Annotated in this window: 15 protein-coding genes and 1 tRNA gene; 5 read left to right on the forward strand and 11 right to left on the reverse strand. The window is 62.6% G+C overall.

What is annotated here, in order from left to right; translation table 11 throughout:
• Positions 1-24 precede the first annotated feature (24 nt).
• Positions 25-1,491: a hypothetical protein gene (locus MB84_RS21035; RefSeq protein ID WP_046289763.1), complete on the reverse strand. Its 1,467-nt coding sequence runs from the start codon at positions 1,489-1,491 to the stop codon at positions 25-27.
• A gap of 24 nt (positions 1,492-1,515) precedes the next feature.
• Complete coding sequence (locus tag MB84_RS21040) at positions 1,516-1,686, reverse strand: rubredoxin (RefSeq protein ID WP_006400971.1); 171 nt, start codon at positions 1,684-1,686, stop codon at positions 1,516-1,518.
• A gap of 213 nt (positions 1,687-1,899) precedes the next feature.
• Here MB84_RS21040 and thiD point away from each other — a divergent pair, with 213 nt between their 5' ends.
• A complete protein-coding gene (gene thiD / locus MB84_RS21045) occupies positions 1,900-2,730 on the forward strand; it encodes a bifunctional hydroxymethylpyrimidine kinase/phosphomethylpyrimidine kinase (protein ID WP_046293101.1) in 831 nt (276 codons plus the stop codon).
• 38 nt (positions 2,731-2,768) lie between these two features.
• On the opposite strand, the gene MB84_RS21050 is transcribed toward thiD, so the two are convergent.
• The 8 genes from MB84_RS21050 to recA all read right to left on the reverse strand — a co-directional run bounded on the left by MB84_RS21050 (position 2,769) and on the right by recA (position 11,288).
• Positions 2,769-4,565, reverse strand: a complete 1,797-nt coding sequence (locus MB84_RS21050) for a Wzy polymerase domain-containing protein (protein ID WP_157122804.1) — start codon at positions 4,563-4,565, stop codon at positions 2,769-2,771.
• 204 nt (positions 4,566-4,769) lie between these two features.
• On the reverse strand, positions 4,770-5,291 hold the full coding sequence (locus MB84_RS21055) for a pilin (RefSeq protein ID WP_046289764.1): 522 nt from the start codon (positions 5,289-5,291) through the stop codon (positions 4,770-4,772).
• A gap of 272 nt (positions 5,292-5,563) precedes the next feature.
• Entirely contained in the window at positions 5,564-6,292 is a 729-nt protein-coding gene (locus MB84_RS21060) for a TerC family protein (protein ID WP_046289765.1), read from the reverse strand.
• 162 nt (positions 6,293-6,454) lie between these two features.
• Complete coding sequence (gene sucD / locus MB84_RS21065) at positions 6,455-7,336, reverse strand: succinate--CoA ligase subunit alpha (protein WP_039393073.1); 882 nt, start codon at positions 7,334-7,336, stop codon at positions 6,455-6,457.
• An 85-nt stretch (positions 7,337-7,421) separates the two neighbouring features.
• Positions 7,422-8,588 (reverse strand): ADP-forming succinate--CoA ligase subunit beta, encoded by a 1,167-nt coding sequence (gene sucC / locus MB84_RS21070; protein ID WP_046289766.1) that lies wholly within the window; start codon positions 8,586-8,588, stop codon positions 7,422-7,424.
• Positions 8,585-9,265: a DUF2889 domain-containing protein gene (locus MB84_RS21075; RefSeq protein ID WP_046293103.1), complete on the reverse strand. Its 681-nt coding sequence runs from the start codon at positions 9,263-9,265 to the stop codon at positions 8,585-8,587. The genes sucC and MB84_RS21075 overlap by 4 nt, the downstream gene beginning before the upstream one ends.
• A gap of 308 nt (positions 9,266-9,573) precedes the next feature.
• Positions 9,574-10,119, reverse strand: coding sequence for a recombination regulator RecX (gene recX / locus MB84_RS21080; RefSeq protein WP_046289767.1), 546 nt, complete (start codon positions 10,117-10,119; stop codon positions 9,574-9,576).
• A gap of 104 nt (positions 10,120-10,223) precedes the next feature.
• Positions 10,224-11,288, reverse strand: coding sequence for a recombinase RecA (recA, locus tag MB84_RS21085; RefSeq protein ID WP_046289768.1), 1,065 nt, complete (start codon positions 11,286-11,288; stop codon positions 10,224-10,226).
• Positions 11,289-11,490: 202 nt separating this feature from the next.
• On the opposite strand from recA, the gene MB84_RS21090 reads away from it, so the two are divergent.
• From MB84_RS21090 to MB84_RS21105, 4 genes are all read left to right on the forward strand, one after another.
• The gene (locus tag MB84_RS21090; protein ID WP_039393077.1) at positions 11,491-12,180 is read left to right on the forward strand and encodes a response regulator transcription factor; all 690 of its coding nucleotides are present in this window, start codon (positions 11,491-11,493) and stop codon (positions 12,178-12,180) included.
• A 13-nt stretch (positions 12,181-12,193) separates the two neighbouring features.
• Positions 12,194-13,807, forward strand: coding sequence for a sensor histidine kinase (locus MB84_RS21095; RefSeq protein ID WP_157122805.1), 1,614 nt, complete (start codon positions 12,194-12,196; stop codon positions 13,805-13,807).
• A gap of 171 nt (positions 13,808-13,978) precedes the next feature.
• Positions 13,979-15,637 carry an MFS transporter gene (locus tag MB84_RS21100; protein ID WP_046289769.1) on the forward strand — a complete coding sequence of 553 codons (1,659 nt, stop codon included), beginning with the start codon at positions 13,979-13,981 and terminating at the stop codon, positions 15,635-15,637.
• 198 nt (positions 15,638-15,835) lie between these two features.
• Positions 15,836-15,912, forward strand: a tRNA-Met gene (locus MB84_RS21105).
• A gap of 66 nt (positions 15,913-15,978) precedes the next feature.
• On the opposite strand, the gene MB84_RS21110 is transcribed toward MB84_RS21105, so the two are convergent.
• Entirely contained in the window at positions 15,979-16,836 is an 858-nt protein-coding gene (locus MB84_RS21110; RefSeq protein WP_046289770.1) for a LysR family transcriptional regulator, read from the reverse strand.
• Positions 16,837-16,912: the final 76 nt, after the last annotated feature.

Here is a 16,912-nt window from a genome sequence, read left to right on the forward strand (position 1 = left end):
GCGGCAGCCTTTGGGCCGACTGTATCACGGAACGTCACGCCCGGTGACTAGCCGCTGCCCGAACACGCTGGCGTCAAGCGCACGCTCACGCCACAGGGCCATCTCGGCGATCAGGTCGGGACGCGACTCGGGATAGGTGTCCGCCGCGAATTGATGCAGCATGCCGCGCAGCGCCTTGACCGTCATGGCCAATGCCGCCGGTCCTCCCGGTTCCGCCGGGGGCGATGCGGCCAGCCGTTCGCCCGTAGCGGCCACTGCGGCCGCCAGCCGCGCCACCGGGGCAAGCCCGATGGCCGCAGAATACTGCGCCACTTGCGCGGCCACCGCAGGATCGTTCAGATTCGGAAGCGCCTCATCCGCCAGACTCAGGAACGTCTGACAGACGTCTTGCCTGACCGCCAGCGGTCCGATGCGCAGCCAGTCACGCGAACTCGCGCCCGCCCCCTGCTTCTGGCCGGCCTGCGCAGCGTCGGCCAATGGCTCGGGCAGATGGCCGGGACGGCGCAATACGCCGAAATCGGCCAGCAGCGTGCCGAGCCAGCTATCCGGTGCTTCGGCATGCCAGGTCGCCAGCGCTTCGAGCAAATCGTGCCCGGGGACGAATTCCGACGCCGCCTTGGCTCCGCTCGCAGCCGATGCCGGTGCCGGGGCTGCCGAGGTGTCGGCTGCACCGCCCTCGGCCGGTACGGCCGGACGCGTCAGTTGCTTGCGCAGCGCCATGTTCATGCGCCCGATCTGCCGCTTGTCGGCCAGCGACAGCGGCGCACGGGCAAAGCGCAGCCAGGCTGCCGCCAGACGCCAGTAGTCGAGCGGCGCGGTCGCTCCGGCGCGGTGCAGATCCGCCGCGAGATCGGCCAGTTGCCCCAGCGCCGCCGTGGTGTCGAGGGTGTCGGCGTCCGGGCGCAGCAGACGCAGGAGCACGCGCTCGACATCTGCGCGCAACGGAGCCGTGCCTGCGGGCAGTCCATGCAGACGCGGCTGAGCGATCGCCCATCCCGCCATACGAAGCTCGCCCGGCGTAGGTGCGCCAGGCCAACCGTCGGGACTCGGGGATGCAGAAGACGGAGAAGATGTCGGCGACGACGACGCCGCAGGTGGCGTCACAGCCCCCGCCTGCCAGATATCGCGCTCGAACTGCCGCAGCGCATTGCGTTGCGCGTCCTGACTGCCCGGCTCGCCATAGGCGGCTTCGGCGATCGCCTTCACAAGGCGCTCGCCATGCAACGCCCAGTCGGCGTGACCGCTCGTCTGAAGCAGCCGATTCGCGCGCCTTAGCGGGCCGAGCGCCGCCGCCGGGCCGTTGGACCAGGCATCGGACGCTTCAGTCAGCGCTTCTGCGACTTCCGGCAGGCGCCACAACGGCGCATCCCGTGCATCACGCGCGGCGTTCGCTGCAGCAGGGACGACGGAATCGGTTGACGATTGCGGCACTTCGGACGATCCGGACGATCCAGACGATCCGGACAATGCGGACGATTCAGACATCACCATGGGCCATCTCCTGGCCGTGCGGCCTCAGATCTGCACCATCTCGAAGTCTTCCTTACGGGCGCCGCACTCCGGGCAGGTCCAGTTGATCGGCACGTCTTCCCAGCGCGTACCGGGCGCAATGCCCTCGTCGGGCAATCCTGCCTCTTCGTCGTAAATCCAGCCGCAAATGAGGCACATCCAGCTCTTGTATTCCATTCTTTCTTCAGCGACGAGCGTTCCGTTACAATGGCTTGTCAACCGCTTCGGGGCCCGTCGGCAGAGATGCCGGACGGTCTTGTGGGAACCCTGCCGGTGCAATGTCCGGCGGGCGCTGCCCACGGCGCTTTCGAGCGCTCCGAAACGGGCATTTAAGGCGTGATGGTACCAACGAACCCAAAGCCTGACCAGATCGCCGTCTATCCTGCCTCCATGCACACTGAATCCCCACCCATTCTCCTGACCTTCGGGCTTTCCGACCCCACTTCGGCCACCGGCGTGCAGGCCGACCTGCTCACTTTCGCCAGCATGGGCGGCTACGGCGTGTCGGTGCTCACCGGCTACTCCTCACAGGACTCGCGTTCGTGCGACGACGTGCAACCCATCGATCCCGACTGGATCGGCGATCAGGCCCGCATGTTGCTCGAAGACATGCCGGTCGCCGCCTTCAAGGTCGGCAGCGCAGTCAACGCCGATAACGTCGCCGCCATCGCCGAGATCGTGGCGGACTATGACGAAACACCTCTCGTCGTTGCGCCGGACTTCGGGCTGGCGGGCGAACACCTGCTCTCGACCGACGAATTGCGAGAAGCCACCGCCAGCCTGCTCGTGCCCCAAGCAAGCGTGCTGGTCGTGAGTCCGCAGAGCGCTGTTGCGTTGGCTCAGACGATCACGGAGAACGAAAATCTGGCCCTCGACGAAGCCGTCTCGATCCTGCTGGAAAACGGCTGCGAGTTCGTGCTGATCAGCGACGGCAACGCCCCGCAGTTCACTCATACGCTCTACAGCGATGGCGGTGTCGTCCGCGAAGACGCCTGGGACCGTCCGGCCCACAACGTCGCCGGTGCGATCGACACGCTCGCCGCCGCCGTCACCGCCATGCTCGCCAACGGACTCGCCGTGCCCGAGGCCGTGCGCGAAGCGCAGGAGTATCTGCAACAGGTGCTCGAAAATGCGTTCCGCCCCGGCATGGGGCGTCACTTCCCCGACCGCTTCTTCTGGGCGCGCACCGAAGAAACCGAGCAGGACGATAGCGGCGTATAGGCTTAAGCCCCGCCGGTAGGCGACGGGGCGACGAAGGCTTAAGACGAACGGTTCGTCCCGTCGGTCGGCATCACCATCGCGTCCTGATCGGACTCGCCCTTCGGCCGTCCCCAGGCATCGATGACACGTTTGACGAACGGCTTCAGGTCGTCTCCCTGCGCGCGCAACATGCGCACCAGCGAGGCGTACTGTCCCTCGAAGATCAGTGTGTTGTAGTTCTTCAGACGCTGGATGTCCTGCAGCGCCTCGTCGTCGCGCCCGGCGAGCGCCAGCAACACGATGTAGCGTTTGATCATCGTCGGCCCGGCGCCCAGCGCCAGCGCTTCACGATGGGCGGCCAGTTTCTCGTCGAGCTGATCGCGACTGAGGTACAACGCGCCAGTCACGGCGTAATCCCCATAGGGGGCGAAGAACAGCGCCGGATCGGTGCGATACGTCTCGATCTTGCCTGCGCGATACGCCACCTCGACGCGCTGGTAGTCGTGATACAGCCACGGAATCGCCACGCACGCGAACAGCACGATCACACCATTGATGGCTCCGGTCGCCGTCGGCGACACGCTATCGATCGGCTTCGTCTCGCAGAAGCCGAGCAGGAACAACCCGGGCAGCAGGAAGAATGCATAGTGCTGCGGATACTCCAGCATCGCATGCATCGCGAGCATACCGAGCAAGATGAACGCAAACGCAATCGGTGCCGACTTCAGGCCACGCACCGCACGCGCAAACCAGAACGCGAGCGGCAACAACACCGCCAGCGTGCCGACGATGCCAGTCTTCGCCAGCAGGTCGAGCAAGACGTTATGCGCGTTGTCTGCCATTTCGACCGGTCCCAGCCTGTCGACCAGCGCGAACTGTGCATCGATGTAATTCGACCAGCCTGCTCCGAAGAACCAGTGCTCCCGGAAGATCGCCAGTCCGTACTGCCAAAGATTCAGTCGCCCGGCCACCTGCCCCGCCTGCTGCATGCGCGCAACGGCACTCCCGTCGAGTTGCAGCCCCCAATTCACATTCGCCCAGCCAACGACCATCGTCATCAGCCCCAGCACCGGCAGAATGGCGGCGGGTACAAACCAGCGCATCGAACGACGCATATTGCGCGTTTCGTCCACACGCTCCACCCACACGAGCCACAGCCCGAACGCACACAGCAACGCCAGTTGCAGCCAAGGCGCGCGCGAGCCCGTCAGACAGATGCCAATGTCGAAAATGGCCAGGATCAGCAGCAACGTCCAGGCGGGCAGCTTTCGCTGATACCAAAGATAGAACGCGGCTGCGCTCGCCATCGACAGATACGTCGCCAGATGATTCGGCTGATACATGTTGCCGAACAGACGGCGTGCCGCGGTGACCGTGTACTTCGCCACGAGCCACGGCACATTCGCTTCGAGATGAAACGCTTGCACGATCTGGGCGCCCACGGCGTACAACCCGCCAAGCGTGAGGGCCACCGCGCTCCAGCGCATGAGGGCACCGCGCCACCCCAACTGCGCCAGCCAGTACCCGGTGTTCACGGCGACGATCATCGCGACCCCATACAGCAACGCCGTCATCATCAGTTGCGGTAACTCGGTCGGCATCATGGCGCGCTGCACGAGGATGACGGCGATAAACGCCAGCGGCATCCACGTGACACGCGGCATGCGCAGCGCACGTCCGTCACGCTGCCAGACCGCCACCATCGACAATGCGCCTAGCAGTGCGAAAAGACAAAAGGTCAGCGCTTCCGAATAGAACGTCGAGATCGGATACGTGTGTTTGACAAGGTTGTAGGGCAGCGCCCAGATCAGGGCCAGCGTGAGCCCGATTATCGATAGAAGCAGAGGAGGAAACAAGATCGCCGCCGTGCAATGCACCGGTTGGAAGATGCGCAAGCATAACGAAAAAATGGCCACCCGAGGGCAGCCATTTCATGCCTGACGCGCGTCATGAAGCCGTCGTCGAATCTATCGTGGGCGCGTCGCCGGACGTCGTATTGCCTAATGCAACACCGCGTCATTCGGCGTGCACCACGCCGACTCAGCCCGACTCAGCCCGACTCAGCCCGACTTGGCCGCCGTTTCGCCACGGCACTCGGGCGGTGCCAGCTTGCCCGGTAGCGTCGCGCCGCCCGGCGCGCCTTCGCGGCCCTGCGCGTAGCACGTCCAGACGATCTGCCCCTCCGGCGCCTTGCCGACGGAGAGTGCAGCAGGGGTGCCCGATGCACCAGCGCTCGTCGGCACGAGAACGATCGCGCCGTCACCCGCGCGTTGCGTGTAAGCCACCGTGACGTTGCCGCTCACCGAATCGATACTCACGCCGCTCACGTTGTCCGTCGGGCTCGGCGCCTGCCAGCCGCTGTTGAACGGCGCGCCGTGCATGGCGTTCTCGCTCACGAGCGCCTTGGCGGACGCCGCAGCGCCCAATCCTTCGACGACACGTGCGCGCACGAGATAATTTTGCAGATACGGAACCCCTGCCGTAACCAGTACGCCGATGATCGCCAGCACGATCATCAGTTCGATCAGGGTGAAACCCCGGGATTTGGCGAGACCGGTAGTCCGGTGGCCGAAACGACGCATTGTGTAACTCCCTGCAAAAGCAATGAAAACAAAAGGGACATCGGGGGGAAGTGGGCGGAGTATGACATAGCCCCTTACGCGAATGCCCTGCCGCAGATCAAAATCGGCGCGTGCCTGATGGGTCCCCGGAATCGTCCGATGCTAAGCCGGAAGATTCACCCGTAGAGACCGCCCGGTCGTGCGTCGGTCGCTCACGCATCGGACACCGACCGGTCATTCATCGACCATGGGAAAGCCCCGGCCGAGCCCCTCAGTCCCGGCAATGGACCTGATTATTTCGAAGAGGTTGCACGCATCTGACGTGCCTCGCTGCGCCGCTTGAGCACCAGCCCCACGATCAGCACGAATAGCGCACCGATGGCCGACGCCACATAATGCGTGTATTTCGCCGCATCACCTGGCAGGTGCAGCAGATGACCGATGCCCGGGTCCGAGACGATCAGACCGCCGGCGATCCATCCGAGCAACGCCGCCCCGGCCATCACGATGACCGGGAACCGATCGAGCGCCTTGAGCACCAGTTGCGAGCCCCAGACGATGAGCGGAATGCTCACGAGCAGACCGAAGATGACCAGCGGCAATTGATGATGGTCCGCCGCGCCTTCCGCAGCCCCGGCAATGGCGATCACGTTATCGATGCTCATCACCAGATCGGCCACGATGATGGTCTTGACCGCCGTCCAGAGCTTGTCGGCGGGTTTGACGCTGTCGTGCGCATCATGGTCGGGCACCAGCAGCTTGGTACCGATCCAGAGCAGCAGCAACCCGCCAATGGCCTTCAGATAAGGCACGGCGAGTAGCGTCACGGCAAACGCAATCAGAATCACACGCAGGACGATTGCCCCGATCGTGCCCCAGACAATGCCTTGCAGGCGTTGCTTGGCCGGCAGATTGCGGCACGCGAGCGCGATCACCACAGCGTTGTCGCCACCCAGCAGGATGTCGATCATGATGATCTGCAGCACGGCGGCCCAGTTCAGCTCGGCAAAAAACGCAAGCATGCGCGGAAATCCTCGGGGAACGTTTGAAACCAGTCAGACGGATGATGCCAATCACGGCACAAAGACAAAAGAGGGAGCCCGATGTTCCGGGCTCCCTCTTTCAAGACCCGACGCGCCGCCGCCGGTTCCGGCGACGGCAACGACTGGGTCGTCCGGCGGGAATTACAGCGCTGCCTTGAGCAGACGGCCCATTTCCGACGGGTTGCGGGTCACCTTGATGCCGCAGGCATCCATGATGGCCAGCTTGGCTTCGGCCGTATCGGCACCGCCCGAGATCAGCGCGCCGGCGTGGCCCATGCGCTTGCCCGGGGGCGCCGTAACGCCTGCGATGAAGCCGACGACCGGCTTCTTCATGTTGCCCTTGATCCACTCAGCGGCAGCGGCTTCGTCCGGACCACCGATTTCACCGATCATGATCACGGCGTCCGTTTCCGGATCGTCGTTGAACATTTGCATGACGTCGATGTGCTTCAGACCGTTGATCGGGTCGCCACCGATACCGACGGCGCTCGACTGGCCCAGACCCAGAGCGGTCAGCTGGCCCACAGCTTCGTACGTCAGGGTGCCCGAGCGCGAGACCACGCCGATGCGACCCTTCTTGTGGATGTGACCCGGCATGATGCCGATCTTCAGTTCGTCCGGCGTGATCACGCCCGGGCAGTTCGGTCCGAGCAGCAGGGTCTTGCGACCTTCGCGACGCATACGGTCCTTCACTTCGATCATGTCACGCACCGGAATGCCTTCCGTGATACAGATCGCCAGATCCAGGTCGGCTTCGACGGCTTCCCAGATGGCGGCAGCAGCGCCTGCGGGCGGCACGTAGATCACCGACACGGTCGCGCCGGTCTGCTCCTTGGCGTCCTTGACCGAACCGTAGATCGGAATGCCTTCGAAGTCTTCGCCAGCCTTCTTCGGGTTCACGCCAGCGACGAACGCGTTCTTGCCGTTCGCGTATTCGCGGCACATACGGGTGTGGAACTGGCCGGTCTTGCCAGTAATACCTTGGGTGATGACCTTGGTATCTTTGTTGATCAGAATCGACATTGCTTGATTTCCTTCGTCCTGTTGCCTGACGGTGTGCGCTCAGCCTTTCGGGAGCGGCACGCCGCAATGGCTTCGACTGTTCTGGTTACTTGCCTGCGGCAGCCGCGACAACCTTCTGGGCAGCTTCTTCCATGCTGTCCGCAGAGATGATCGGCAGACCGGATTCGGCGAGCATCTTCTTGCCCAGGTCTTCGTTCGTGCCCTTCATGCGCACGACGAGCGGCACCTTGAGCGACACAGCCTTCGACGCCGTGATCACGCCTTCGGCGATCACGTCGCAGCGCATGATGCCACCGAAGATGTTGACCAGAATGGCCGTCAGGTTCGGGTTCTTCAGCATGATCTTGAACGCTTCGGTCACCTTCTCTGCCGTGGCGCCACCGCCCACGTCCAGGAAGTTGGCCGGCTCGCCGCCGAACAGCTTGATGGTGTCCATCGTGGCCATGGCCAGACCGGCGCCGTTCACCAGGCAGCCGATGTTGCCGTCGAGCGAGATGTAGGCCAGATCGAACTTCGAGGCTTCGACTTCAGCCGGATCTTCTTCGTCCAGATCGCGGTAAGCGACGATTTCCGGATGACGATACAGGGCGTTCGAGTCGAAGTTGAACTTGGCGTCCAGTGCCGTGACGGTGCCGTTCTTGCTCACGTTCAGCGGGTTGATTTCGGCCAGCGAAGCGTCCGTTTCCCAGAAGGCCTTGTACAGACCTTGCAGGATCGTGCGCGCTTGCGGCACCGAACCTTCCGGCACGCTGATCTTCTTGGCGAAGTCGTCGGCTTGCGCGTCCGTCAGGCCAACCGACGGATCGATCACAACGTGATGGATCAGTTCCGGGTGCTTTTCGGCGACTTCTTCGATGTCCATGCCGCCTTCGCTCGAACCCATCATCACGATCTTCTGCGTGACGCGGTCAACCACCAGGCTGACGTACAGTTCGTTGTTGATGTCGGCGCCTTCTTCGATCAGCAGGCGATTGACCTTCTGACCTTCCGGACCGGTCTGGTGCGTGACCAGTTGCATGCCGAGGATCTGGCTGGCGTATTCACGCACTTGCTCGATCGTCTTGGCAACCTTCACGCCGCCGCCCTTGCCGCGACCGCCTGCGTGAATCTGGGCCTTGACCACCCAAACCGGACCGCCGAGTTCTTCGGCTGCCTTCACGGCCTCGTCCACGGAAAACGCCGGAATGCCGCGGGGCACCGCGACTCCGAATTTCCGGAGGATTTCCTTGCCTTGATACTCATGAATCTTCATGCGTGATTCCCTTCTTGCTGAGTTGGAAGTTTGGGTTCGAGCTTGCGAGTCGAGGCCTCATCGCGCACCGCTTCTGATGTGACGGGCGTCGTGGGCTCGTTCGCTCGATCGTTTGCGCGGCCGTTGAACCAGCGCGGGTAAAACCGGCGCACCGCCTCGCCATCAAACCGCAGGGCGTGACAATGTCCGAGTTGGAAAGGAGGTGCCGAATTATCGACATCCGTGGCCGCTGCCGTGTCGGGGGTATCAATCACCACGCCGGCAAACGCCTGAATCGCTGCCGTCGGCAGGACACTGCAAAGTTCTGTGAGATGGGTACAGCCCGCCGCGCCGCCGAGGCGCTCGCGAACCCCGCGCCGGAAGCCGTGCCGCAGGTTAAGACCGATCAATTGACGATATTCGGGGCCGATCTGATCGCAAATACCGGGATAAGGCACCCAATCGGAGACGGCCTCGGCGTCATGCACTTCGAAATCCTCATCGATCGTCAACCGCAGCCATAGCTCGTGGATCGGCGTACCCTCCTTGCGAAGGCCCGTTGCCAATGCAAAATCCCGATCCTTGTGATCGGTGAGTCGGGCTTCGATGTCCCATAGGCCATCCTCGCGCGAAAACGCTTCAACAGCGATCGTGCGACGGTGACGCAAGGTACGAGGGGCAGGCGCGGAGAGCGGCATGCGGAAGTGTGCAATGCATGAACGCAGAAAGATCTTGATTCTAGCATAGGCGACAGCGCCGTCTGCCGCAGCGCAGCAGAAGCCCGTCGCATAAGGCGGAATTACCCGACCCATCGGTCGGATTATCAAAATTCCGAGTGACAGGCGCGCATGGTGCGACGCCATAACGCGATAAGCGAGACGCCATGCGTCACACGAGATTCATCGTCGTGTCACGCGAGCATTCACGCGGGTTGCGTGAAGTCTCACACGGCGACCGCTTCGCCGATGAATGCGCACGCATCCATAACGAAGTGATGGCATCGGTGTCAGACGTCGTCCAAAAACTCATCCGCACCTCGCACGATTTTGCTGATAACGGTACGCGAGAAACCACGTGCTGCCAGAAAACGCATCTGCTTGGCGCGCGCTTCGGGCGTTGCCGCGACTTCGCCGAACTTCTTTTGCCAGACGGCCCGCGCGCGGGCGAGTTCGGTCTCCCGCAATTGTTCGGAGATCGCGGCGACGGTTTCGGCGTCGACCTGATGCTGCTTGAGCTCACCGACGATACGCGTCGTGCCCATACGCGAGGCGCGCCGGTTCACCACGCTTTCCGCGAACCGCTCATTCGACAGCCATCGTTCCTGCTCAAGCGCGTCGAGCACACGATCAAGCGCTTCGGGATCCTCGGCGTCCGCGTAAGGCGTGAGCTTGCGACGCAGTTCCGCCCGGCTGTATTCGCGACGTGCCAGATAGGATAGCGCGCGCCCTTTCAGACTCAGCGTCGGCTTGCGAGACCGCTTGACCGCGACGGCCTCGTCGCCCGGTGGGGGCGGCGGTGCATTCGGATCACGGGGAGGACGTCGATTGATCATGAGTTCATCGTAGCGCTGCTTTGCGCAGCAAGAATGCAAAACGGCAGCGCGACACCATAGGGCTTCGCGCTGCCGCTCCAACAACTCAGACGCCAATCAAACGATCAGGCTTCGTCTTCTGCTTCGATCTCACCGGTTTCGTTGATCGCCGTCACGCCCAGCGATGCACGTACCTTGTTCTCGATCTCGTGGGCAATTTCCGGATTTTCGCGCAGGAATTCACGCGCGTTGTCCTTGCCCTGACCGATCTTCTCGCCGTTGTAGCTGTACCAGGCGCCGGCCTTCTCGACGATCTTCGCGTTGACACCCAGATCGATGATTTCGCCTTCGCGCGAGATACCCTGACCGTAGAGAATGTCGAAAATCGCTTCGCGGAACGGCGGCGACACCTTGTTCTTGACGACCTTGACGCGGGTTTCGTTACCGACCACCTCGTCGCCCTTCTTGATCGAGCCGATACGGCGGATGTCCAGACGCACCGACGAGTAGAACTTCAGTGCATTACCGCCCGTCGTCGTTTCCGGGTTACCGAACATGACGCCGATCTTCATCCGAATCTGGTTGATGAAGATCACCGTGCAGTTCGTGCGCTTGATCGTACCGGTCAGCTTACGCAGCGCCTGCGACATCAGACGTGCCTGAAGACCCGGCAGCGAATCGCCCATCTCGCCTTCGATTTCGGCCTTCGGCACCAGTGCCGCCACCGAGTCGATGATGATGAGGTCGATCGAGCCCGAGCGCACCAGCGCATCGGCGATTTCCAGGGCCTGTTCGCCCGTGTCCGGCTGCGAGATCAGCAGTTCCGGCACCGAGACGCCCAGCTTGTTGGCGTAACCGACGTCGAGGGCGTGTTCTGCGTCGATGAACGCGCAGGTGCCGCCGATCTTCTGCATTTCCGCCACGACTTGGAGCGTGAGCGTGGTCTTACCCGACGATTCCGGGCCGTAGATTTCGATCACACGGCCGCGCGGCAGACCACCGACGCCCAGCGCGATGTCCAGACCCAGCGAGCCCGTGGAGACGACCTGGATGTCCGCTTCGACCTCGCCGTCGCCAAGACGCATGATCGAGCCCTTGCCGAATTGCTTCTCGATCTGCGCGAGGGCGGCGGCGAGCGCCTTGCCTTTCTCGGCCGACAGATTGGCAGACCCTTTCTTGCTTTCTTCCATGAATCGTCCTTTGATATGATGAGCGAGACGGCTCGAGTGAGGCGTGACTGCCGGTACTGTATAAAAAACCAGTGCTCTTTGCAAGTGCCTGTTGTCCGAAAGCGCCGAAACGACAAAAAAAGCCGCGAACCACGCGCCGCAACATCACAGGAGACACACCCGTGCCGTCAGGCATTGGTGCCTACACAAGCCTATCACGCCCATGCGAATTCTCATCGCAGAGGATGACAGCATTCTGGCCGACGCCCTGACCCGCTCGCTGCGTCAGGGAGGCTACGCCGTCGATCACGTCAAAACGGGGCTCGAAGCCGATTCCGCGCTGTCCGCCCAGACGTTCGACCTGCTGATTCTCGACCTCGGTCTACCTCGTCTTCCCGGTCACGAAGTCCTGCGCCGTCTGCGCGCCCGCAATTCCCACCTGCCCGTTCTGATCCTGACCGCGTCCGACAGCGTCGACGCCCGCGTGAAGGGCCTCGATCTCGGTGCCGACGACTACATGGCCAAGCCGTTCGCCCTCGCCGAACTCGAAGCGCGCGTGCGGGCACTGACCCGCCGCGGCGCAGGTGGCGGCTCGACGGTGATCCGCCACGGACCGCTGAGCTTCGATCAGGTCGGTCGCACCGCCTATATCAACGAGCAGATGCTCGATCTGTCCGCGCGCGAACTCGAATTGCTCGAAGTGCTGCTGCTGCGCACCGGACGGCTCGTCTCCAAGGAACAGCTCGTCGACCATCTGTGCGGATGGGGCGAGGAGGTGAGCAACAACGCCATCGAGGTGTACATGCACCGGCTGCGCAAGAAGATCGAGCCGAGCGGTGTACGCATCGCCACGATCCGCGGGCTGGGATATTGTCTGGAGAAGCCGGCAGCGGCCCCCGCCAACGCAGCATGATCGGGCTCGTCCGATGCGCCTGAGCTTTCGTCACCCCCATCGCGCCGCGCCTGCGTCGTCGGACAACGCGTCCCACGCCGATCAGGACGACCCGCGCCACCTGTCCGCAGACGTCGCCGACCCCTTCGACCCTTACGCCGATCCCTTCGTACGTCCGGGCTTCGGCGCGCCCTTGGAGCGCGAGGCCGAGCCGCCGCCGCGCTCGCTCTTCGGCGAGATCCTCGACTGGATGCTCGCGCCGTTGCTGCTGCTCTGGCCGATGAGTATTGCGGTGACGTATCTCGTCGCGAAATCGATTGCCAACGGCCCGTTCGACCGCGCGCTGGAGACCAATACTTACGTTCTCGCCCAGCAGGTTCATTCGGATCGCGGCCAGGTCACGCTCGCGCTGCCCATGCCCGCGCGCGATCTGCTGCGCGCCGACGCGACCGACAACATCTACTATCAGGTGCTCGGCGCGAAGGGCGAACTCGTGGGCGGTACGGCAGAGTTGCCGCTGCCTCATGAAGACGACCGTCCGCAACCCGGAGTGGTCCAGTTTCGCGACGAAACCGTAGGCGGCAACGACATTCGCGTTGCGTTCACTTATGTCGATCTGCCGCGCATGCAGCCACCGGGCAGCATGGCGCTGGTACAGGTCGCGGAGACGCTCGACAAACGCAGCCAGTTGGCTAACGAAATCATCAAGGGCGTGATCCTGCCGCAGTTCGTGATTCTGCCGCTGGCCATCGTGCTCGTCTGGTTCGGACTGTCGCGCGGTCTTGCGCCACTGCATGCGTTGCAGGAGCACATTCGCGCGCGCCGTCCCGACGATCTTTCGCCACTTGAAGCGCGACAGGCACCGCCGGAAATCGCGCCGCTCGTCAATTCGCTGAACGATCTGCTCGGACGCCTTGAGCAGAACATGAAACTCCAGCAACGCTTCATTGCAGACGCTGCACATCAGCTCAAGACACCGCTCGCAGGCCTGCGCATGCAAGCTGAACTGGCGTTACGTCAGACATCTCCCGACGAACTGCGCCGCTCGCTCTCGCAAATCGCGATGAGCTCCGAACAGGCCGCGCGTCTCGTCAATCAGTTGCTCGCACTTGCGCGCGCCGAAAACAGTGCGAACGACGCTGCCGCCTTCACGCCGCTCAACCTCAGTCTGCTTGCGCGCAGCGCCATGCAGGACTGGTTTCAGGCAGCCTTCGCCAAACGCATCGACCTCGGCTTCGAGGAGCCGCCGTTTCCGGTGCATCTGTCCGGGCAGCCGGTAATGTTGCGCGAGTTGCTCAACAACCTGATCGACAATGCGATCCGCTACACGCCGGCCGGCGGCAAGGTGACGGTGCGGCTGCGTCACGAGGCGTCCGACGGCTTCGTGCACCTGGAAGTCGAAGACACAGGGCCAGGCATTCCTGCGGCGGAGCGACCGCGCGTGTTCGAGCGCTTCTATCGCATTCTCGGCAGCGACAGCGACGGCAGCGGACTGGGTCTCGCGATCGTGCGCGAAATCGTGCAGATTCATCGTGGCGATGTGAGCGTGCTCGATCATGTCGATGCACAGCACCCCGAAGCAACCGGCACACTCATTCGAGTGACGTTACCGCTCGCCGAGGTGCCTATCGAAAACCCTCATGCGTGACGTAAATCCGCTAAATACGGCCAATTTTCGACCAAAGTCGAGGGTAAGTCCCTAGCCACGTAAGGTTCGAGTCAGTTTGGCGTCAGACGGCGGTAAGGTTGTCCTCCAATAATCAGTTGCAACGGCCCGGGTGCGTCCCAGGGGCGTGCTTACATTACAGGAGACAACCGCATGGCTACTACAACGGCAGCCACCACCCATGCGCCGATGACCAAAGAAGAACGCAAGGTCATCTTCGCGTCGTCGCTGGGCACGGTGTTCGAGTGGTATGACTTTTATCTGGCCGGTTCGCTGGCCGCGTTCATCAGCCGTCACTTCTTCTCCGGGATCAACCCGACGGCGGCCTTCATCTTCACACTGCTGTCGTTTGCTGCGGGCTTCGCGGTGCGTCCTTTCGGCGCCATCGTGTTCGGTCGCATCGGCGACCTCGTCGGTCGTAAATACACGTTCCTCGTCACCATCACGCTGATGGGTCTGTCGACGCTGGTCGTCGGTCTGCTGCCGGGCTATGCGTCCTGGGGCATCGCCGCGCCGGTGATCTTCATCGCCATGCGTCTGCTGCAGGGCCTGGCTCTCGGCGGCGAATACGGCGGTGCTGCCACGTACGTTGCGGAGCACGCACCGCATGGCCGTCGCGGCTTCTACACGTCGTGGATTCAGACGACCGCGACGCTGGGTCTCTTCCTCTCGCTGCTCGTGATTCTCGGCACCCGTATGGCGATGGGTGAAGAGGCGTTCGGCGACTGGGGCTGGCGCATTCCGTTCATCCTGTCGATCGTGCTGCTGCTCGTGTCGCTGTGGATTCGCCTGCAACTGAGCGAATCGCCGGCCTTCCAGCGCATGAAGGCAGAAGGTAAGGGATCGAAGGCACCGCTGAAGGAATCGTTCGGTCAGTGGAAGAACCTGAAGATCGTGATTCTGGCGCTGGTCGGCTTGACTGCGGGTCAGGCCGTCGTGTGGTACACGGGCCAGTTCTACTCGCTGTTCTTCATGACCCAGGTGCTTAAGGTCGACGGCAACACCGCGAACATCATGGTCGCGCTGGGTCTGCTGATCGGTAGCCCGTTCTTCGTGTTCTTCGGCGCACTGTCGGACAAGATCGGTCGCAAGCCGATCATCATGGCGGGCTGCCTGCTGGCTGCGCTGCTGTACCTCCCGATCTTCAAGGCGCTCACGCACTACGCCAACCCGGCGCTTGAAGCCGCCACCGCCCGTTCGCCGATCACGGTCATCGCCGATCCGAACGAATGCTCGTTCCAGTTCAACCCGGTGGGCACGTCGAAGTTCACCAGCTCGTGCGATATCGCGAAGAGCTACCTGTCGCGCGCCGGTCTGAACTATCAGAACCAAGCCGCACCCGCAGGCACGCTGGCCACGGTAAAGATTGGCGACAAGGTGATCTCGTCGGTCGACGGCAAGGCAGCGGACGCGAAGGACAAGACCAAGGCGTTCGAGACGGAGATGTCGGCCACGCTCAAGGCTGACGGCTATCCGCCGAAGGCCGACCCGGCGCAGATGAACAAACCGATGGTCGTGATCCTGCTGGCGATTCTGGTGATCTTCGTGACGATGGTGTACGGCCCGATTGCGGCGATGCTGGTGGAAATGTTCCCGACACGCATTCGCTACACGTCGATGTCGTTGCCGTATCACATCGGTAACGGCTGGTTCGGGGGCTTCCTCCCGGCCACGGCCTTCGCCATCGTGGCCGCTAAGGGCGACATCTACTCCGGCCTCTGGTACCCGATCGTGATCGCGCTCATCACCTTCGTGATCGGCATGCTCTTCATCAAGGAGACGAAGGACGTCGACATCTACGCCAACGACTGATGGGGTAACCTGTCGGACAGGCGGAAGGTAGATCTGTCTTAACGACGCCGGGGCTTTCGAGTCCCGGCGTTGTCGTTTGTGGGATGGGGTCGGCCCCGGGTCATGCGCCGCCCACGAAAGCCGCCCGAACTATTTTCATAGCCTTCGCAAAATAGCTGTTGACAGGCTATAGCCTTCCCCATATACTATTTTTCCTACGGCGAATTAGCTCAGTCGGTTAGAGCGACGGAATCATAATCCGCAGGTCCGGGGTTCGAGTCCCTGATTCGCCACCAAATTTGAAAAGGCCATGAGAAATCATGGCCTTTTTTTTTGCCCGCGAAGCGCCACGCACCGCTCGATCAGCTTCGTACGGCTCCCCGAAAGGCCGCTCCAAGTTCGGCCAGCGCACCGCGCGCCCGGCCGTCCTTCACGCGGGTGTGCAGCACAATGGGCAGACGCGGCAACTCCGGTAGCGACAGTCTGGGCCCGACGTCCACCGCGCCAAACGGCACCATCCGCGGCGACAGCGCCGCCACCCCCAGCCCGGCCATCACCGCAGCAGCCACCGCCATCACACCTCCGCCAACGAATACCTCCGTCCAGGGAATACCCGCCTCGTCGAGCAGTTGCTCAGCGACTGCGCGTACGCCGCAAGGCTCAGCCATCGTGGCAAGCGGCAACGGCTCCCCCGTGCGGTGCTGCCAACCGGGTGTCGCGAACCAGCCGAACTTCTCTTCGGTGACGACCTCCCCGTCGGTCCGGCCAACATGCATGCGTACCAGCACCGTATCGAGTTCTCTGCGGTCGAAACGCTGAAGCAGATCCGCCGACGTTCCGATTCTGATCTCGATCAGAAGCTGAGGGTCCTGTGCGTTCATCCGGGCAATCAACGCAGGCAGTTCCGGCCCTGCGACATGGTCACTGATGCCGATGGTGAGACGTTGGCGCGCGCCCGCTACCGCAGCGACCGCACGGTCATGGGCATCGATGAGCTTGCGCGCGTAGTCGAGAAAGGTGGCGCCCTGCGCCGAAAGCTCGACATACCGGGGTGTGCGTTCAACAAGCCGGAAACCCAATCTGTCTTCAAGCCGTTTGAGCTTCAGGCTCACCGCCGCCTGCGTCGTGCGCAACGCCTCGGCAGCACGCGTGAAGCTGCCAAGCTCCACAATACGGATAAAGGCGCGAACCGCCTCCAGATCAAGCGAACGCTCAGTCATTTCAAATTGTTATCATTGAAATAAGAATGAATAGATTATCAGAATAGATACTATGGAGCGGGTCAACCACCGAGGA

Origin of the sequence: Pandoraea oxalativorans, from assembly GCF_000972785.3 — a bacterium.
GTDB lineage: Bacteria > Pseudomonadota > Gammaproteobacteria > Burkholderiales > Burkholderiaceae > Pandoraea > Pandoraea oxalativorans.